This is a genomic window from Aquipseudomonas alcaligenes NBRC 14159 (genome assembly GCF_000467105.1).
GTDB lineage: Bacteria > Pseudomonadota > Gammaproteobacteria > Pseudomonadales > Pseudomonadaceae > Aquipseudomonas > Aquipseudomonas alcaligenes.
Map to the genome: position 1 here is coordinate 75633 of NZ_BATI01000003.1, position 18686 is coordinate 94318.

Genomic DNA, 18686 nt, shown 5'->3' on the forward strand with positions numbered 1-18686 from the left:
GCGGGCGTCTCAGGCAGTCAGCAGAATCACCACGCCCTGAATTACGATGCCCGCACAGACAGCCCGACGGATGCAGCATATGGCAGTCGAGCAGCTCGAGCGCTACTGGCACCCCGAACGCGCGAGCGATACTCACGCGTACACTACCCAGAGCCACTCGCATCATAACCATCGTCAGTGCTCACACGACTTTTCGCTGACCTGGCCGTGCCCCGTCCAGTCGCCACTCAGCAGATCGCACTGTCACGGGATCTTTCGCCGATTAGCACACGGCATACTCGCCAGATGAAACAACCTCAAAGGGCCGCTTTCGCATGAACAAAGAAACCGAGATCAAGCTGCGCGTCAGCCGCGAAACCCTCGCCGCCCTGCGTGACCACCCGCTGCTGAAGAAGCGCAACAAGTCCGGCTGGCAGCGCTGCGAGCTGTTCAACCAGTACTTCGACACCCCGTCCCGTGACCTGGCCGGCGCCCGCGTGGCACTGCGCCTGCGGCGCGATGGCGAGCAGATCATCCAGACCCTGAAAAGCCGCGGGCAGAGCGTCGCCGGCCTGTCCGAGCGCAACGAGTGGGACTGGTACCTGAAGAAAGCCAAGCTGGACACCAAGCTGCTCAACGACGATTGCTGGCCGGCCAGCCTGGCCGAGCTGGACAAGAAGTGCCTGCAGCCGATCTTCACCACCGACTTCGTCCGCGAGAAAGCCGAAATCGCCTGGGGTCGCGGCAAGGCCAAGACCGTGATCGAGGCGGCGCTCGACCTGGGCAAGGTGATCGCCGGCGAGGGCGAGGAAGAAATCTGCGAGCTGGAGCTGGAGCTGCGTGAAGGCGAGCCGGCGGCCCTGCTGGAGCTGGCCTGCGAACTGGCCGCCGATCTGCCGCTGATGCCCTGCGACATCAGCAAGGCCGAACGCGGTTACCGTCTGTTCGACTCCGGCAGCTACGGCCTGGCCCTGCCGCTACCGGCACTGACCGCAGAGATGGCACTGGACGACGCTATCGCCGCCATCGCCTGGCATCTGCTCGGCAGCAGCCAGCGCCTGGCCGAGCAGTACCGCTGGAACGGCCACTGGAAACTGCTGGAGCAATGGCTGCAGCAGCTGATCGACCTGCGCGCCCTGCTCGGCAGCCTCGGCCAGGCCGCTCCGCGTGCCTCCAGCCGCGAGCTGCGCGAAGCGCTCGACGCCCTGCTGGCCGACTGGCGCCCGCGCCTGGCCGCCGGCCGCGACGACGAGGCGCTGCGCCATAACGCACCAGCCATGTTCGCCGGCGAATTGCAGGGCAATCGCTGGGGCCTGCTGTCCCTGCAGCTGTCGCGCTGGCTGCTGCAACGCGGCTGGACTGTGGGCCGCAATGCGCGCGGCGAGCGCCAGGGCAAAGCGACGCTGGGCAACTGGCTGCCGACCCTGCTGGCCGAAGAGGCCGAAGGGCTGCGCCTCAAGCACTATCAGCAGTTCCCCGAAGCCCTGGCCGAACAGCTGCCGCGCATCGAGCGCCTACTGGCCTGGCTGCGCATGGCACGCCAGGTGCCGGAGCTGCCGGAGCTGGATCGCCTGTATGGCGAACTGGCCAAGCTGGAGGCACTGGCCACCTGCGCCAACGACGCCGAAGTGCTGGTCGCTCGCCAGGCACAGGCCCATACTGTGGCGACGCTCAAACCCTGGAAGCTGCTGCTGAAATAAGCTATGCAGCACCGGTCGGAGTCCCGCCTGCAGCAGGCGTGGCGGGCTCCGGACCGGTTCTCAGCCTCGTCGTCACATGAAAGGGAGCTCCATGTCCGCCCTCGCCTCGCCCACCCAGGATCGCTGGCTCGACCTCAACGACATCCTCCGCGAACTGGTGGCCCAGGGTCGCGTGGCCCAGGAGCAGGCCGAGCAGTGCATGGTACTGCGCCGCGCCTCGGCCAATGCCCAGCTGCACCCCCTGGAGTTCCTCGCGGCGCAGCAGGTCGACGACCTGCAACGCCCCGGACGCAAGCACGACCTGGAAGGCCTCACCGTATGGCTGGCCAACTTCGCCAGCCAGCCTTACCTGCGCATCGACCCACTGAAGATCGACGTTGCCGCCGTCACGCCGCTGATGTCCTACGCCTTCGCCCAGCGCCACAAGATTCTCGCCGTGGCCGTGGACAGCGAGGCGGTGACCATCGCCAGCGCGCAACCCTTCGTGCATGGCTGGGAAAGCAACCTGACCCATGTGCTCAAGCGCCCGATCAAGCGCGTAGTGGCCAACCCGGCGGATATCCAGCGCTTCACCACCGAGTTCTACCGCCTGGCCCGCTCGGTCAGCGGCGCCAACGCCCAGGACATGAAACTCAGTGGCGTCGGCAACTTCGAACAACTGCTCAGCCTCGGCGCCAGCGACCAGGAGCCGGACGCCAACGACGCGCATATCGTCAATATCGTCGACTGGCTGTTCCAGTACGCCTACCAGCAGCGCGCCAGCGACATCCACATCGAGCCACGCCGCGAGGCCGGTACCGTGCGCTTTCGCATCGACGGCGTGCTACACAACGTCTACCAGTTCCCGCCGCAGGTGACCATGGCCGTGGTCAGCCGCCTGAAAAACCTGGGGCGGATGAACATCGCCGAGAAACGCAAACCGCAGGACGGCCGGATCAAGACCAAGACCCCGGATGGCGGCGAAGTGGAACTGCGCTTGTCGACCCTGCCCACCGCCTTCGGCGAGAAGATGGTGATGCGTATCTTCGACCCCGAGGTGCTGCTGAAGAGCCCGGACCAGCTCGGTTTCTCACCGGACGACCTGCGCCGCTGGGAAAGCATGACCTGCCAGCCCAACGGCATCATCCTGGTCACGGGCCCCACCGGCTCGGGCAAGACCACCACGCTCTACACCACGCTCAAGCAGCTGGCGACCGAGGAGGTCAACGTCTGCACCATCGAGGACCCGATCGAGATGATCGAGACCTCCTTCAACCAGATGCAGGTGCAGCACAACATCGACCTGAACTTCGCCAGCGGCGTGCGCGCGCTGATGCGCCAGGACCCGGACATCATCATGGTCGGCGAAATCCGCGACCTGGAGACCGCCGAGATGGCCATCCAGGCGGCACTCACCGGCCACCTGGTGCTGTCCACCCTGCACACCAACGACGCGCCTTCGGCCATCAGCCGCCTGCTCGAACTGGGCGTGCCGCACTACCTGCTCAAGGCCACCCTGCTGGGGGTCATGGCCCAGCGCCTGGTACGGACCCTGTGCCCGCACTGCAAGGCACCTGTGGAGCTCTCCGAAGACGACTGGCAGAGCCTGACCAAACCCTGGAGCGCGCCGCTGCCAACCCAAGCACACCGTGCCGTGGGTTGCCTGGAGTGCCGCGAAACCGGCTACCGCGGGCGTGCCGGGGTATACGAGATCATGCTGCTCAACGATGGCATCAAGCCGCTGCTCACCGCCGACACCGACCTCATCGCCCTGCGCCGCGCGGCCTTCAAGGACGGTATGCGCAGCCTGCGCCTGTCCGGCGCGCAGAAGGTCGCCGCCGGCCTGACCACCATCGAGGAAGTGCTGCGCGTCACCCCGCAGAGCGAGCAGAAGTAGCGCCACCCCGGGTCCGCCAGGCCGTGCAATACTTGCTCATCCGCACAGGCATCAGCAGGAGGCAGCAGCATGGGTATCGGTGGCGTCGTCTTTCTTTTCGTCGGTCTGGCCGTGGCCATCGTGTTCATGGGCTTCAAGGTGGTGCCCCAGGGCTACGAGTGGACGGTGGAGCGCTTCGGCCGCTACACCAATACGCTCAAGCCCGGCCTCAACATCATCGTCCCGGTGATGGACCGCGTCGGCCGCAAGCTCAACGTCATGGAAAGCGTGCTGGATATTCCGCCGCAGGAGGCGATCAGCGCCGATAACGCCATCGTCACCATCGATGCCGTGTGTTTCTTCCAGGTGATCAACGCCGCCCAGGCGGCCTATGAGGTGAACAACCTGGAGCACGCCATCCGCAACCTGGTGATGACCAATATCCGCACCGTGCTCGGCTCCATGGAACTGGATGCCATGCTCAGCCAGCGCGACGCGATCAACGAACGCCTGCTGCGCACCGTCGATGAGGCCACCGCGCCCTGGGGCATCAAGGTCACCCGCATCGAGATCAAGGACATCAGCCCGCCCGCCGACCTGGTCGAGGCCATGGCCAGCCAGATGAAGGCCGAGCGTCTCAAGCGTGCGCAGATTCTTGAAGCCGAGGGCAAGCGCCAGGCCGAGATCCTCACCGCCGAGGGCGAGAAGCAGGCGCAGATCCTCAAGGCCGAGGGCGAACGCCAGGCCGCCTTCCTCGAAGCCGAGGCCCGCGAGCGCGCCGCCCAGGCCGAGGCCGAGGCGACCCGCGTGGTGTCCGAGGCGATTGCCGGCGGCAATGTACAGGCGGTGAACTACTTCGTCGCGCAGAAGTATGTCGAGGCCCTGGGCAAGCTCGCATCAGCCAACAACAGCAAGGTGGTGCTGATGCCGCTGGAGGCCAGCCAAGTGATCGGTGCGGTCGGCGGTATCGGCGAAATCGTGCGCGCCACCTTCGATAGCAGGGACGGCAAGAAGTGATGGAGTACCTGCAGCACCTGTCGTTCTGGGACTGGCTGGCCTTCGGCACCATCCTGCTGATCCTCGAAGTATTCGGCGCTGGCGGCTACCTGCTGTGGATCGGCCTGGCCGCCGCCGCGGTCGGTCTACTCACCTACCTGCTGCCGGACCTGCCCTGGGCCTGGCAGTTCTTCGCCTTCGCCCTGCTCTCGCTGCTCACTGCGGTGTTCTGGTGGCGCCGCCAGCGCAGCGCCGCCAAGCCTTCCGACGTGCCGGGCCTGAATCGCCGGGGCAGCGAATTTCTCGGCCGCACCTTCGTGCTGCACGAAGCCATCGTCGGTGGACGCGGCAAGATCAAGGCCGGCGATACCCTGTGGCTGGTCACCGGCCCCGAGCTGCCGGCGGGCCGTGAGGTCCGGGTCACCGGCCAGGACGGTGTGCTGCTGAAAGTGGAAGCCGCCGGCTAGCATGGCCAGGCCGCTGCTGACGCTGCTGCTGGCCTTGCTGCTGGGCGGCTGCCAGCTCTGGACACTGGACCGTCAGGTGAAAATGGCGCAGCGGAGCATGGTGCTGATCCCCGGCCAGCTGCAGACGACCGCCGCACAGCCGGCACTGGTCGCCCTGTATGCCGAGGGTAACCTGCTGGCCTACCGCAGCGTGCGCCCCGGCGGTTTTTTCTACTTCAGCATGGCAGCCGGCGACTACTCGCTGCTGGCCTTCGAGGACCGCAACGGCAACCTGCGTCTGGACCCCGACGAGCCTCGCCACTGGCAAGCCCAGGCGCGCACGGCGCCGCTGCAGCTCCAACCCAGCGACGAACAACGCAGTGCCCTCGGGCAACTGAACGTGCTGCAGCCACAAGAGGCCGACGATACGCCGCTGCCCGAGCTCGACCTCGGCCTGGAGCGCCTGTACCGCGACCTGCCCAAGGTGCGCCACAACTACCTGCGCGTGGTCGATTTCGACGACCCGCGCTTCTCCGCCCAGCGCACCGCGCAAGGCGCCTGGCAGCCGTTGGATTTCCTCAGCGAGGTGGGCTACGGCCTCTATGTGCTGGAACCCTGGAGCCCAGACAAGGAGCCCATCGTCCTGCTCCACGGCATCAATGATTCGCCCAGGGTGTGGCGCGAGCTGGCTGCCGGCATCGACCGCACACGCTACCAGCTGCTGCTGTTCCATTACCCGAGCGGCATGCCACTGAACAACAGCGCCTACCTGCTCAGCGAGGCACTGCGCGATCTGCAACTGCGCTACGCTCCCAAACGCCTGCACCTGTTCGCCCACAGCATGGGCGGCTTGCTCGCGCGCCGCGCCACGCAGCTGCTGCACCCCGGCAACGCTGACGAGCAACTGTGCCTGCTGGTGACCCTGGCGACGCCCTGGGGCGGCCATCCCTCGGCCGCCACCGGCGCGGCACGCGTACCGCTGGACGTGCCGGTATGGCGCGATATGGCGCCCGGCAGCGCGTTCCTGCAACAGCTGTTCGCCACGCCCTTGCCCGCGCATGTTCGCCAGTGGCAGCTGGTCGCCTATGCCGGCAACAGCCGGATGATTGCCGAGCCCAACGACGGCAGCGTGCCGCTGGCCAGCCAGTTGCTGCCGGCGGCGCAGGACGAGACGGAACGCCTGTATCTGATCGAGGAAAACCACACCGGCATCATGCGCAGCGCACGCAGCCAGGCGTTGCTGCGCCGGGCCCTGGCCGGCCTGCCCGAGGAAGGCTGCGCCAGCGGGCAATAGCCGCCGGAAAGCAAGAGGCCGCCCAGTGGGCGGCCTCTTGGGTCACGACGTTCGACTCACTCGCGGTAGTCGTCCATCGGCACACAGGCGCAGAACAGGTTGCGGTCGCCGTAGACGTTGTCCACGCGGTTCACCGCCGGCCAGTACTTGTGCGCCAGGGTGTGGGCAGACGGGGTCACCGCCTCGGCGATGCTGTACGGACGATCCCAGGCGCCGGTAACGTCGGCCAGGGTGTGCGGTGCATGCTTGAGCGGGTTGTTGTCCGCCGGCCACTCGCCGCTGGCGACCTTGGCGATCTCGGCGCGAATGCTCAGCATCGCCTCGATGAAGCGATCCAGCTCTTCCTTCGACTCGCTCTCGGTCGGCTCGATCATCAGCGTGCCCGGCACCGGGAAGCTCATGGTCGGCGCATGGAAGCCGTAGTCCATCAGGCGCTTGGCCACGTCTTCCTCGCTGATGCCGGTCTCCGCCTTGAGCGGACGCAAATCCAAGATGCACTCGTGCGCGACGCGGTCGTTGCGGCCGCTGTAGAGCACCGGGAAAGCGCCCTTGAGCTGGCTGGCCAGGTAGTTGGCGTTGAGGATCGCGGTCTCGGTGGCGGTGGCCAGCTGCGGGCCCATCATGGCGATGTACATCCAGCTGATCGGCAGGATGCTGGCGCTGCCCCAGGGCGCGGCGCTGACCGCGGTGTTCTGCGGGTTCGGTCCCTGCAGCTCGACCACCGGGTGGTTGGCGACGAAGGACGCCAGGTGCGCACGTACGCCGATCGGGCCCATGCCCGGGCCGCCGCCGCCATGCGGGATGCAGAAGGTCTTGTGCAGGTTCATGTGCGACACGTCGGCGCCGATGTCGGCCGGACGCGCCAAGCCGACCTGGGCGTTGAGGTTGGCGCCGTCCATGTACACCTGACCGCCGAAGCTGTGGACGATCTCGCAGATCTCGCGGATGCCTTCCTCGTACACGCCGTGGGTCGAGGGATAGGTGATCATCAGGCAGGACAGCTTGTCGCCGGCCTCGGCCGCCTTGGCCTTGAGGTCGTCCATGTCGACGTTGCCGGCGGCATCGCACTCAACCACCACCACGCGCATGTTGAGCATCTGCGCCGAGGCCGGGTTGGTGCCGTGGGCCGAGGCCGGGATCAGGCAGATGTCGCGGTGACCTTCGTTGCGGCTCTCGTGGTACTTGCGGATCGCCAGCAGGCCGGCGTACTCGCCCTGGGCGCCGGAGTTGGGCTGCATGCAGATGGCGTCGAAGCCGGTGATGGCGCGCAGCCAGGCTTCCAGCTCGTCGATCATCAGCTTGTAGCCGACGGCCTGGTCGGCCGGCACGAAGGGGTGCAGGGCACCAAACTCGGGCCAGGTGACCGGGATCATCTCGCTGGTGGCGTTCAGCTTCATGGTGCAGGAACCGAGCGGGATCATCGCCTGGTTCAGGGCCAGGTCCTTGTTCTCCAGGCGCTTGAGGTAGCGCAGCATGTCGGTTTCGCTGTGGTGGCTGTTGAACACCGGGTGGGTCAGGTAGCTGGAGGTACGCTGCAGGGCGGCCGGAATGCCATCGTTGACCAGGCTCGCATCCAGCTCGGCGACGGACAGGCCGTGGTCGGCGCCGAGGAAGATGCACAGCAGCTGCTCGACGGTCTGCGCCGTGCAGGTCTCGTCCAGGCTCACGCCCAGCTTGCCGCGGCCGAGGATGCGCAGGTTGATGCGCGCGGCCTTGGCCGACTCGATGATGGCGGTCTGCATGCCGCCGACATCCAGGGTCAGGGTGTCGAAGAAGAACTGGTTGTCACGCTTGACGCCCTTCTGCTCCAGGCCGGCGGCCAGAACTGCAGTGAGGCGATGCACACGCTGGGCAATGCGCTTGAGGCCCTGCGGGCCGTGGTAGACGGCGTAGCAGCTGGCCATGTTGGCCAGCAGCACCTGCGAGGTGCAGATGTTGGAGTTGGCCTTCTCGCGGCGGATGTGCTGCTCGCGGGTCTGCAGGGCCATGCGCAGCGCGGTGTTGCCACGGGCGTCCTTGGACACACCGATGATGCGGCCGGGCATGGCGCGCTTGAACGCGTCGCGGGTGGCGAAGAAGGCCGCGTGCGGACCGCCGTAGCCCATGGGCACGCCGAAACGCTGCGCCGAGCCGAACACCACGTCGGCGCCCAGCTCACCCGGCGGGGTCAGCAGCAGCAGGCTGAGCATGTCGGTGGCCACGCAGGCCAGGGCGTTCTGCGCATGCAGCTGCTCGATCAGCGGCTTGATGTCACGAATCTCGCCGTGGGTATCCGGGTACTGCAGCAGGGCGCCGAACACTTCCAGGCCGGCCAGCTCGTCCAGCGCGCCGACCTTGACCTCGATGCCGAAGCCTTCGGCGCGGGTCTGCACCACCGAAATGGTCTGCGGGTGGCTGTTCTCGTCGACGAAGAACAAATTGCTCTTGCTCTTCGCCACGCGCTTGGCCAGGGCCATGGCTTCGCCGGCGGCAGTGGCTTCGTCGAGCAGCGAGGCGCTGGCCAGGTCCAGGCCGGTCAGGTCGATGGTCAGCTGCTGGAAGTTCAGCAGCGACTCCAGGCGCCCCTGGGCGATTTCCGGCTGATAGGGGGTGTAGGCGGTGTACCAGCCCGGGTTCTCCAGCAGGTTGCGCAGGATAACCGTGGGAGTGATGGTGCCGTGGTAGCCCATGCCGATCAGGCTGGTCCACAGCTGGTTCTGCTCGGCGTAGCCCTTGAGCTTGGCCAGCGCGCCCTGCTCGTCCAGCGCCGCCGGCAGGTCCAGTTCGCGGTTGAGGCGGATGGCCGGTGGCACGGTCTGCACGATCAGCTCTTCGCGGCTGCTCAGCCCGAGGGCGTCAAGCATGGCCTGTTCTTCACGGGCATCCGGGCCGAGGTGGCGACGGAGGAAGGCATCGGGCTGTTGCAGTTGGTCGAGACGGGGCGTGGACATAGCGGGGCTCTCGGAAAATGACAGAGCCCCGACGGATCGAGGCTCGACAGCGGGAATCGTGATTCTTGGCGACAGGCCGCGCGTTAGACGCGGCCAGGCACCTTAGGCATCAGCGGAGCAGACGGCCTGATAGCCGGCGGCATCGAGCAGCGCTTCCAGCTCGGCCGGGTTGCTCGGCTGCAGCTTGAAGAACCAGGCAGCGTAGGGCTCGCCATTGACCTGCTCGGGAGCGTCGGCCAGGGCCTCGTTGACCGACAGCACTTCACCGGAGATCGGTGCGTAGATGTCCGAGGCGGCCTTCACCGACTCGACCACACCGGCTTCCTGGCCGCTGGCCAGCTGCTTGCCGACTTCCGGCAGCTCGACGTAGACCACGTCACCCAGTGCTTCCTGGGCATGGTCGGTGATGCCCACGGTGACCGAACCATCGGCCTCCAGGCGGATCCACTCGTGGCTGGCGACGTAACGCAGATCGGCGGGAATGTTGCTCATGTCGTACTCCTCGAAATCGCTGGGCGGATCGGCCGCCCGGAAAATTTAGCAGCTGGCGCGGGCTCTGCCTCGCGCCATGCGAATCAGATGACGGCCTTGCCGTTGCGCACGAAGTTCGCTTGCACGACGCGTACCGGATACCACTTGCCACGGATCTCCACCTCGGCGCGGTCGCCGGTGGCGGCCGGCACGCGAGCCAGGGCGATCGACTTGTTCAGGGTCGGCGAGAAGCTGCCGCTGGTGATCTCGCCCTCGCCCACGCCTTCCACCCGTACCACCTGGTGGGCACGCAGCACGCCGCGCTCTTCCAGCACCAGGCCGACCAGCTTGGGCTGGTTGCCGGCGGCACGCTGGCTTTCCAGGGCGCTGCGGCCGACGAACTGGCGCTCGGCCGGCTCCCAGGCGATGGTCCAGGCCATGTTGGCGGCCAGCGGCGAGGTGTCTTCATCCATGTCCTGGCCGTACAGGTTCATGCCGGCTTCCAGGCGCAGGGTGTCGCGCGCGCCCAGGCCGATCGGGGCGATACCGGCGCCGACCAGCTCGGTGAGGAAGTCGGCGGCCTGCTCGGCCGGCAGCATGATTTCCAGACCGTCCTCGCCGGTGTAGCCGGTACGGGCGATGAACCAGTCGCCTTCCGGCAGGCCCTGGAACACCTTGAGCTCATGGATCAGCGCCGCGCGCGCCGGGGTCACCAGCTCGGCGGTCTTGGCGCGGGCGTTGGGGCCCTGGATGGCGAGCATGGCCAGTTCGGCGCGCTCGTTCAGCGCAACTTCGAAGCCGGCGGTCTGCGCCTGCATCCAGGCCAGGTCCTTGTCACGGGTGGCGGCGTTGACCACCACGCGGTAGCCCCAGTCGGTGAGGTAGACGATAAGGTCGTCGATCACCCCGCCACGCTCGTTGAGCATGCCGCTGTAGAGGGCCTTGCCGGGGGTCTTCAGACGCTCGACGTCGTTGGCCAGCAGGTGCTGCAGCCAGGCCTTGGCCTGGGCGCCGGTGACGTCAACCACGGTCATGTGGGAGACGTCGAACACGCCGCAGTCACGGCGCACCTGATGGTGCTCCTCGACTTGCGAGCCGTAGTGCAGCGGCATGTCCCAGCCACCGAAATCGACCATCTTGGCGCCGAGCGCCAGATGCTGTTCATACAGGGGTGTACGCTGTCCCATGGATAACTCCTTAAACGGGCCCGGCCTGATGGACGGGCTCATGGACGGCTGCGTCAGCAGGCGCGCATTGTAGCCCCGCGCAAAGAAACTGGACACTCCGTGTGGTCAATGCCCCGGCTGGCGGGCCGAGCGGCGGATCAGACCGATCACCGGCAGCAGGCCGACCAGCACCAGGGTCAGCGCCGGCAATGCGGCGCGCGCCCATTCGCCTTCGCTGGTCATCTCGAAGATACGCACCGACAGGGTGTCCCAGCCGAAGGGGCGCATCAGCAGGGTGGCCGGCATTTCCTTGAGCACATCGACGAATACCAGCAAGGCCGCCGACAGCGCACCCGGTACCAGCAGCGGCAGGTACACGCGGAAGAACAGCGCCGGCCCGCCCACGCCGAGGCTGCGCGCGGCCTGCGGCAACGACGGGCGGATGCGCGCCAGGCTGTTCTCCAGCGGCCCGTAGGCCACCGCCATGAAGCGCACCAGATAGGCCAGCAGCAGGGCGAACAGACTGCCCAGCAGCAGCGGCTTGCCGGCGCCGCCGAGCCAGGCGGACAGCGGGATGACCAGCTCGCGATCTAGCCAGCTGAAGGCCAGCATGATCGCCACCGCCAGCACCGAGCCGGGCAGCGCATAACCCAGGTTGCCGGTGCTGACCAGTGCGCGCATCGGCCGGGTCGGCGCCTGGCGCCGGGCGAAGGCCAGCAGCAGGGCCACGCTCACCGTGAGCAGCGCCGCGATGCCGCCCAGCCAGAGGGTGTGCAGGATCAGGCCGATGTAGCGCTCGTCGAGGTCGAAGCGGCCGCGCTGCCAGAACCACACCAGCAGCTGCAGTATGGGCACGACGAAGGCGCAGGCGAACACCAGGCCGCACCAGCTGCTGGCGGCGAACGCCTGCCAGCCGCGCAGGCGGTACAGCGGCTTGCCACGCGGGCGCTCGCTGGCCGGGCGGCTGGCGCCACGGGCACGGCGCTCGCCATAGAGCACCAGCAGCACGGCGAGCAGCAGCAGGCTGGCCAGCTGGGTGGCGCTGGACAGGCTGTAGAAGCTGTACCAGGTCTTGTAGATGGCGGTGGTGAAGGTGTCGAAGTTGAACACCGAGACAGCGCCAAAGTCGGCCAGGGTCTCCATGATCGCCAAGGCCAGGCCGGCGCCGATGGCCGGTCGCGCCATCGGCAGGGCGACCCGCCAGAACGCCTGCCAGGGCGACAGGCCGAGCACCCGCGCCGCCTCCATCAGGCCCTTGCCCTGGGCCAGAAAGGCGCCGCGCGCGAGCAAGTAGACGTAGGGGTAGAACACCAGCACCAGGACCAGAATCACCCCGCCGCTGGAGCGCACCCGCGGGAAGCGGATGCCGCTGCCGAACCACTCGCGGGCCAGGGTCTGCAGCGGCCCGGCGAAATCCAGCAGGCCGACGAAGACGAAGGCCAGCACATAGGCCGGGATGGCGAAGGGCAGCATCAGCGCCCAGTCCAGCCACCGCCGCCCGGGAAACTCGCAGAGGCTGGTCAGCCAGGCCAGGCTGACGCCAAGCAGCACCACGCCGAAGCTCACCCCGCTGACCAGCAGCAGGGTGTTGCCCAACAGGCGCGGCATCTGGGTGTCCCACAGGTGCGCCCAGATCTCGCCGTCAACCTCGTGCCAGGACAGCAGCAACACCGACAGCGGCAGCAGCACCAGGGCGGCGATGGCGAACGCGATGGGATACCAGCGGCGCTGTACGGAATGGCTCACGCGGACTCCTGGCAGGCGGAAACGAAACGCCCCGGGCAAGCCGGGGCGTCGAGTATAACGGCAGCGGATGCACGGAGTGGATGCTCCCTCTCCCGTTCACGGGAGAGGGAGCCCAGGCATCAGTTCCAGCCGGCGCGGTCCATCAGCTTGGTCGCCTCGGCCTGGCGCTTGCCAGCCACTTCCACCGGCACGCTGTCGGCCTTGAACGCGCCCCAGGCGGCTACTTCGGCAGACGGCTTGACCGCCGGATTGGCCGGGTATTCCTGGTTGACGTCGGCGAACAGGCTCTGCGCTTCCGCTGATGTCATCCATTCCAGCAGCTGCTGGGCGGCCTCGGCGTGCGGGGCATGCTGGGTCACGCCGGCGCCGGAGAGGTTGACGTGCACGCCACGGTCGGCCTGGTTCGGCCAGAACGGCTTGACCTTCAGGCCGGGCTGCTGCTTGGCCAGACGACCGTAGTAATAGGTGTTGGTGATGCCCACGTCGCACTGGCCGGCGTCGATGGCCTGCAGCAGGGCGGTATCGTCGGCGAACACGTCGGTGGCCAGGTTGTTCACCCAGCCCTTGACGATCTCCTCGGTCTTGGCCGCGCCATGGGCCTCGATCAGGGTGGCGGTCAGCGACTGGTTGTAGACCTTCTTGCTGGTGCGCAGGCACAGGCGGCCTTCCCAGTTCTTGTCGGCCAGTGCCTCGTAGGTCGACAGCTCTTCCGGCTTCACTCGCTCGGTGGAGTAGAAGATGGTCCGCGCGCGCAGCGACAGGCCGGTCCAGGCGCCAGTGCTGGAGCGGTATTGGGCCGGGATGTTGGCTTCGATGGTGGAGGACTTGAGCGGCTTGAGCACGCCCTCCTGCTCGGCCTGCCAGAGGTTGCCGGCGTCGACGGTGATCAGCAGGTCGGCCGGGGTGTTCTCGCCTTCGGCCTTGAGGCGCGCCAGCAGCGGGGCTTCCTTGTCGGTGATGAACTTGATCGGGGTTCCGGTCTTGGCGGTGTAGGCGTCGAATACCGGCTTGATCAGCTCGTCGATTCGCGCGGAGTAGACGACGATTTCATCGGCGGCCTGGGCGGTGCCGGCCAGGGCAGAAAGGGCCAGGGTGGCCAGGAAACCGGAACGGAGCTGCATGGGTGCTGCCTCTTATTTGGGTCGAGAGAGCGAATAGTAGTGAATGCTATTTAGCTTCTCAACGTGACCCTAGGCCGCAGCGTTACCGGATATTGCAGCCCTCAGAGCTGCGCCAGGGCCGGCAGGTCGCCGGCCAGGCCGAGGGCGCGGCGCACGAACAGCGCCTTGGCGTCCGGCAGCTCATCGACCCAGTTGAGGCCGCTGTTGCGCAGCAGGCGCAGCGGCAGCGGGTCGGCCTGGAACAGACGTTCGAAGCCCTCCATGGCCGCCATCATCGCCAGGTTGTGCGGCATGCGCCGGCGCTCGTAGCGGCTGAGCACGCGCACATCATTGGCCTGCTCGCCGCGCTGCAGCGCATGCAGCAGCACTTCGGCCAGCACCGCGGCGTCGAGGAAGCCGAGGTTGACGCCCTGCCCGGCCAGCGGATGGATGCTGTGCGCGGCGTCGCCGATCAGCGCCAGGCCGCTTTCCACGTAGCGCTTGGCATGACGCTGGCGCAGCGGGATGCAGAGGCGCGGATCGACCGCCGTGACCTGGCCCAGGCGCCACTCGAAGGCCTTGCCCAGCTCATGGCGGAAGGCTTCGTCGTCCAGCGCCATCAGGCGCTCGGCCTCGGCCGGCACGGTCGACCAGACGATCGAGCACCAGTGCTCATCGCCCTGGCGCGCCAGCGGCAGGAAGGCCAGCGGGCCGTCGTCGGTGAAGCGCTGCCAGGCGGTGGCCTGGTGCGCGCGTTCGCAGCGCACGCTGGTGACGATGGCGTGGTGCAGGTAATCCCACTCGCGGGTGGCGCAGCCGGCCAGGCGGCGCACCGCCGAGTTGGCGCCGTCGGCGGCCACCAGCAGCGGCGCGCGCAGCTCGCGGCCGTCGGCCAGGGTCAGCAACCAGCCGTCGCCGGAGCGGCGCAGCTGCTCCAGGCGGGCGCTGCCGAGCAGGCCGATCTGGCTGTCGTGCAGGCGATCGAGCAGAGCGTCCTGCACCACGCGGTTCTCGACGATATGACCGAGCACCTCGGCATGCACGCTGGCGGCGGAGAAATGCACGCTGCCGGTGCCGGAGCCGTCCCACACGCGCATGTCGCGGTAGGGCGAGACACGCCGCGCGGCGATGCCGTCCCACACGCCGAGGCGTTCGAGGATGCGCTGGCTGGCGGCGGACAGCGCACTGACCCGCGGCTCGAAGGCGCCCTCGGCAGCGAACGGCCGGACGCTGAGCGGGCCGCCGTCGACCACGAGGATCTCCAGGCCGCTGTGCTCCAGTGCCAGGGCCAGCGCGCTGCCGACCATGCCGGCGCCAACGATGATCAGGTCCGCTTGCATGCTGTTTCCTTAGGCTGTCTGCCGCGCACGCGGCTTGAGGCGGATGTACAGGGTCTTGTGCACGATGGCGACCAGGGTGCCCTCGTCGTCACGCACCTCCACACGCAGCTCGGGCAGGTACTTGTCGCCGTCGGCGGTGTGCTGGCGAATCTGCGCCAGCAGCTCGTCGTCGACGCGGAACTCGGCATGCACCGGGCCCTTGCCGGGGCTGATGAAGTCGATGCTGGCGGCCTTGTCCCAGACGATGTAGTCGCGCCCCAGCAGCTGCATCAGCATGAGCATGAAGAAGGGGTCGGTCATGCTGTACAGCGAGCCGCCGAACTGGGTGCGCACATAGTTGCGGTTGTACCAGCCGAGGCCCATGCGCACTCGCACGCGGCGGAAGTCCGGGCTGATCTCGCGTACGCGGATACCGGCGCCCAGGTAGGGCGGATAGAGGTTCAGTCCCAGGCGCAGCAGGCGGGACATGCGGGCCAGCTTGCGTTCACTCATAGGCTGCGGGTGCCCAGGCCCATCGCCTGGCGGGCGAACCAGCGCTTGGCCGGCGGCAGCAGGTCGAGGCCGAGCAGGCCGAGGGTGCGCCCGGCTACCAGCAGCGACTCGTCGCGGCCGAACAGGCGGGTAACCCGGTCGGAGAAGCCGACGGTCATCGCCTGGTCCTGGCTCTGGCGCTGCAGGTAGTGCTGCAGGGTGGCGAAGTCGCCAGGCACCTGCGGCCCGGCCAACAGGCACTCGGCCAGGGTCTGCGCATCGCGCAGCGACAGGTTGAAGCCCTGCCCGGCCACCGGGTGCAGGCTGTGCGCGGCATTGCCCAGCAGCACCAGATGCGGGCGCACCTGTTCGCGGGCCTCGACCAGCGCCAGCGGATACAAATGCCGCGCGCCGACCTGGCGCAGGCTGCCGAGGCGATAGCCGAAGGCCTGCTGCAGCTCGCCGAGGAAGGCGCGCTCGGGTAGCTGGTGCAGACGCTCGGCATCCACCGGCGGGCGGGTCCAGACCAGCGCGCAACGGTTGTCCGACAGCGGCAGCAGGGCCAGCGGTCCCTGCTCGGTGAAGCGCTCGAAGGCCTGGCCGCCATGGGGCTCGGCGGGGGTGACGTTGGCGATCAGCGCGCACTGGTCGTAGGGCGTGTGGCGCACGGCGATGCCCAGCTGCTCGCGCAGGCCGGAACGGCCGCCATCGGCCAGCACCGCGAGGTCGCAATCGAGACTGGTGTCGTCGTTCAGGTGCAGGCGATAACCGTCGCCCAGCGCCTCCAGACGGGTGACTTCCGCCGGGCAGCGCCATTCGACCACCGCCGGGTCCAGCGCCTTCCACAGGCAGTGGCCCATCCAGGCGTTCTCCAGCACGTAGCCGAGCGCCGGCACGCCTTCGTCCGTCGCGCTCAGGCGGGTGGCGCCGAAGCGGCCCTGGTCGGAGACCTGGATCTGCGTGATGGCCTCGGCGCGCTCGGCCAGCTGCGGCCACACACCGAGGCGCTCGAAGATCAGCCGACTGCCCTGCGACAACGCACTGGAGCGGGCATCGTAGCTCGGCTGGTAGTCATTGCCGGGAGCGAAGGGCTCGACCAGCAGGATGCGCCAGCCGCGCGCCCGCGCGCCGGCCTGCAGGGCCAGGGCCAGGCTCGCACCGACCAGGCCGCCACCGATGATCGCCAGCTGCACACGGCTCATGATTCAGGCCGCCTGCTCACGCGCGGCGGCCATCAGCGCCTCGATCTCGGCCACGGTCTTGGGCACGCCGCCGGTGATGATCTCGCAACCGGTCTTGGTCACCAGCACGTCATCCTCGATGCGCACGCCGATACCGCGCCATTTCTTGGCGACCTTCTCGTTGTCCACGGCGATGTAGATGCCCGGCTCGACCGTCATCGCCATGCCCGGCTCGAGCACGCGCCACTCGCCGCCGACCTTGTAGTCGCCAACATCGTGCACATCCATGCCCAGCCAGTGACCGGCGCGATGCATGTAGAAAGGCTTGTAGGCCTCGGCGGCGATCAGTTCGTCGACCGCGCCTTCGAGCAAACCCAGCTCGACCAGGCCGGCGGTGATCACCCGCACGGTGGCCTCATGGGCCTCGTTCCAGTGCTTGCCCGGAGCGATCTCGAGGAAAGCGGCTTCCTGGGCGGCCAGCACCAGCTCGTAGATGGCCTTCTGCTCGGGCGAGAACTTGCCGCTGACCGGAAAGGTGCGGGTGATGTCGCTGGCGTAGCAGTCGATCTCGCAACCGGCGTCGATCAGCACCAGGTCACCGTCGCGCAGCAGCGCGTCGTTCTCGCGATAGTGCAGGATGCAGGCGTTGCGTCCGGCGGCGACGATCGAGCCGTAGGCCGGCATCTTCGCCCCGCCCTTGCGGAACTCGTAGTCCAGCTCGGCTTCCAGGTGGTACTCGTAGAGGCCGGCGCGGCTCACCTGCATGGCGCGCACGTGGGCGCGCGCGCTGATCTCGGCGGCCTCGCGCATGACCTTGGCCTCGGCCGCGCTCTTGTACAGGCGCATGTCGTGCAGCAGGTGGTCGAGGGCGACGAATTCGTTGGGCGGCGTCGCGCCCTGGCGCGCCTTGGAGCGGATCACGTTGATCCACTCCATCAGCCGGTGGTCGAACTTCTCGTTGGTGCCGATTGCGTAGTAGACGCGCTCGCGGCCCTCGATCAGGCCAGGCAGGATGTCGTCGATATCGCCGATGGGGAAGGCATCGTCGGCGCCGTACTGCGCCACCGCGCCGTCCTGGCCGGCGCGCAGGCCGTCCCACAGCTCGCGCTCGGGATCGCGCTCGCGGCAGAACAGCACGTACTCGCCATGCTCGCGGCCGGGGATCAGCACCATCACCGCCTCCGGCTCGGGGAAGCCGGTGAGGTACTGGAAGTCGCTATCCTGGCGGTAGACGTGCTCGACGTCGCGGTTGCGGATGTAGACCGGCGCCGCCGGCAGGATGGCGATGCTGTTGGGCTCCATCTGCTCCATCAGCGACTTGCGCCGGCGGGCGTACTCTGCGCGGGGGATGCTGACCATGGGCTCGACCTTAATGCAGGGAAGGTTTCGGGGCCGGCGCGGCGGGCTTGCCACACTCGGCGAACAGCAGCAGCGGGGCGACGCGCAGGTACTCCATCACTTCCATGTAATCGCTCTCGCCGTCCTCGGACTCTTCCAGGCCGCTCTGCACCTGGGCAATGGCGGAGAGGTCCTGCAGCACCTCCATGGCCTCGGCGCTCAGCGGTGCGTTGCCGACCACCATGCCGAAGCCGTCGAGGAAGCCCTGGCACCACTGGCCCAGGGCCTTGGCCCGCTCGGCCAGCGGCGCATCATCGGCGGGCAGCAGCAGAACCAGGGTGATGTCGCTGCCGGACAGCTCGCCCTTGACCATCTCCTGCAGGCCGACCAGCGCCTGGCGCACGTTGTCGGCCGGCTCGCCACCGAGCAGCTCGCAGGCATCGGCGATCCAGGACTCGGCCTCGAAGCCGGCACCGGCGCAGCTGCGACCGAGCAGCAAGCCATGCAGTTCGGCAGGGGAAACGGGTTTGCCAGTGCTCGCCAGCAAGGCGGCGAAGGCGGCGTAGGGGGAATTCGAAGTGGACATGGCAACTAGGCGCTGAACCGCGCGATCTCTAGAATGGAGGCTCCGTATCCTAGCACCGGCAGGCGCACGCGGGCCATCGCACCGCCG

General features: G+C 67.8%; 15 protein-coding genes. 5 read left to right on the top strand and 10 right to left on the bottom strand.

Annotated features, from left to right (window positions below; translation table 11 throughout):
* Positions 1 to 314 precede the first annotated feature (314 nt).
* The 5 genes from PA6_RS01220 (at position 315) to PA6_RS22360 (ending at position 6270) form a co-directional block, all read left to right on the top strand.
* Positions 315 to 1679, top strand: coding sequence for a CYTH domain-containing protein (locus PA6_RS01220; protein WP_021699035.1), 1365 nt, complete (start codon positions 315 to 317; stop codon positions 1677 to 1679).
* A 91-nt stretch (positions 1680 to 1770) separates the two neighbouring features.
* Positions 1771 to 3555, top strand: a complete 1785-nt coding sequence (locus PA6_RS01225; RefSeq protein WP_021699036.1) for a GspE/PulE family protein — start codon at positions 1771 to 1773, stop codon at positions 3553 to 3555.
* A gap of 69 nt (positions 3556 to 3624) precedes the next feature.
* On the top strand, positions 3625 to 4551 hold the full coding sequence (locus PA6_RS01230; protein WP_021699037.1) for an SPFH domain-containing protein: 927 nt from the start codon (positions 3625 to 3627) through the stop codon (positions 4549 to 4551).
* Positions 4548 to 4997 carry an NfeD family protein gene (locus PA6_RS01235; RefSeq protein WP_043216123.1) on the top strand — a complete coding sequence of 150 codons (450 nt, stop codon included), beginning with the start codon at positions 4548 to 4550 and terminating at the stop codon, positions 4995 to 4997. Before PA6_RS01230 ends, PA6_RS01235 begins: the two co-directional genes overlap by 4 nt.
* Position 4998: 1 nt before the next feature.
* Positions 4999 to 6270: a lipase family alpha/beta hydrolase gene (locus PA6_RS22360; RefSeq protein ID WP_021699039.1), complete on the top strand. Its 1272-nt coding sequence runs from the start codon at positions 4999 to 5001 to the stop codon at positions 6268 to 6270.
* A 56-nt stretch (positions 6271 to 6326) separates the two neighbouring features.
* Here PA6_RS22360 and gcvP read toward each other — a convergent pair whose 3' ends face one another.
* From gcvP to PA6_RS01290, 10 genes are all read right to left on the bottom strand, one after another.
* The gene (gene gcvP, locus PA6_RS01245) at positions 6327 to 9200 is read right to left on the bottom strand and encodes an aminomethyl-transferring glycine dehydrogenase (RefSeq protein ID WP_021699040.1); all 2874 of its coding nucleotides are present in this window, start codon (positions 9198 to 9200) and stop codon (positions 6327 to 6329) included.
* A gap of 102 nt (positions 9201 to 9302) precedes the next feature.
* The gene (gene gcvH / locus PA6_RS01250) at positions 9303 to 9692 is read right to left on the bottom strand and encodes a glycine cleavage system protein GcvH (protein ID WP_021699041.1); all 390 of its coding nucleotides are present in this window, start codon (positions 9690 to 9692) and stop codon (positions 9303 to 9305) included.
* An 83-nt stretch (positions 9693 to 9775) separates the two neighbouring features.
* Positions 9776 to 10858 carry a glycine cleavage system aminomethyltransferase GcvT gene (gene gcvT, locus PA6_RS01255; protein ID WP_021699042.1) on the bottom strand — a complete coding sequence of 361 codons (1083 nt, stop codon included), beginning with the start codon at positions 10856 to 10858 and terminating at the stop codon, positions 9776 to 9778.
* 105 nt (positions 10859 to 10963) lie between these two features.
* A complete protein-coding gene (locus tag PA6_RS01260; protein WP_021699043.1) occupies positions 10964 to 12583 on the bottom strand; it encodes an ABC transporter permease in 1620 nt (539 codons plus the stop codon).
* Between the two features lie 119 nt (positions 12584 to 12702).
* Entirely contained in the window at positions 12703 to 13704 is a 1002-nt protein-coding gene (locus PA6_RS01265) for an extracellular solute-binding protein (RefSeq protein ID WP_021699044.1), read from the bottom strand.
* A 101-nt stretch (positions 13705 to 13805) separates the two neighbouring features.
* Positions 13806 to 15023 carry a 2-octaprenyl-3-methyl-6-methoxy-1,4-benzoquinol hydroxylase gene (locus tag PA6_RS01270; protein WP_021699045.1) on the bottom strand — a complete coding sequence of 406 codons (1218 nt, stop codon included), beginning with the start codon at positions 15021 to 15023 and terminating at the stop codon, positions 13806 to 13808.
* A 9-nt stretch (positions 15024 to 15032) separates the two neighbouring features.
* Positions 15033 to 15515, bottom strand: a complete 483-nt coding sequence (locus tag PA6_RS01275; protein WP_021699046.1) for a DUF4442 domain-containing protein — start codon at positions 15513 to 15515, stop codon at positions 15033 to 15035.
* Complete coding sequence (ubiH, locus tag PA6_RS01280; RefSeq protein ID WP_021699047.1) at positions 15512 to 16696, bottom strand: 2-octaprenyl-6-methoxyphenyl hydroxylase; 1185 nt, start codon at positions 16694 to 16696, stop codon at positions 15512 to 15514. The genes PA6_RS01275 and ubiH overlap by 4 nt, the downstream gene beginning before the upstream one ends.
* Positions 16697 to 16699: 3 nt before the next feature.
* Entirely contained in the window at positions 16700 to 18034 is a 1335-nt protein-coding gene (pepP, locus tag PA6_RS01285; protein WP_021699048.1) for a Xaa-Pro aminopeptidase, read from the bottom strand.
* A 10-nt stretch (positions 18035 to 18044) separates the two neighbouring features.
* Positions 18045 to 18599 (bottom strand): YecA/YgfB family protein, encoded by a 555-nt coding sequence (locus PA6_RS01290; RefSeq protein ID WP_021699049.1) that lies wholly within the window; start codon positions 18597 to 18599, stop codon positions 18045 to 18047.
* Between the last annotated feature and the right edge of the window lie 87 nt (positions 18600 to 18686).

Bases quoted from the DNA above. Each gene is read 5' to 3' on its own strand.
- PA6_RS01220 (WP_021699035.1), top strand. From the start codon at position 315: ATGAACAAAGAAACCGAGATCAAGCTGCGCGTCAGCCGCGAAACCCTC.
- PA6_RS01225 (WP_021699036.1), top strand. From the start codon at position 1,771: ATGTCCGCCCTCGCCTCGCCCACCCAGGATCGCTGGCTCGACCTCAAC.
- PA6_RS01230 (WP_021699037.1), top strand. From the start codon at position 3,625: ATGGGTATCGGTGGCGTCGTCTTTCTTTTCGTCGGTCTGGCCGTGGCC.
- PA6_RS22360 (WP_021699039.1), top strand. From the start codon at position 4,999: ATGGCCAGGCCGCTGCTGACGCTGCTGCTGGCCTTGCTGCTGGGCGGC.
- gcvP (WP_021699040.1), bottom strand. From the start codon at position 9,200: ATGTCCACGCCCCGTCTCGACCAACTGCAACAGCCCGATGCCTTCCTC.
- gcvH (WP_021699041.1), bottom strand. From the start codon at position 9,692: ATGAGCAACATTCCCGCCGATCTGCGTTACGTCGCCAGCCACGAGTGG.
- gcvT (WP_021699042.1), bottom strand. From the start codon at position 10,858: ATGGGACAGCGTACACCCCTGTATGAACAGCATCTGGCGCTCGGCGCC.
- PA6_RS01265 (WP_021699044.1), bottom strand. From the start codon at position 13,704: ATGCAGCTCCGTTCCGGTTTCCTGGCCACCCTGGCCCTTTCTGCCCTG.
- PA6_RS01270 (WP_021699045.1), bottom strand. From the start codon at position 15,023: ATGCAAGCGGACCTGATCATCGTTGGCGCCGGCATGGTCGGCAGCGCG.
- PA6_RS01275 (WP_021699046.1), bottom strand. From the start codon at position 15,515: ATGAGTGAACGCAAGCTGGCCCGCATGTCCCGCCTGCTGCGCCTGGGA.
- ubiH (WP_021699047.1), bottom strand. From the start codon at position 16,696: ATGAGCCGTGTGCAGCTGGCGATCATCGGTGGCGGCCTGGTCGGTGCG.
- pepP (WP_021699048.1), bottom strand. From the start codon at position 18,034: ATGGTCAGCATCCCCCGCGCAGAGTACGCCCGCCGGCGCAAGTCGCTG.
- PA6_RS01290 (WP_021699049.1), bottom strand. From the start codon at position 18,599: ATGTCCACTTCGAATTCCCCCTACGCCGCCTTCGCCGCCTTGCTGGCG.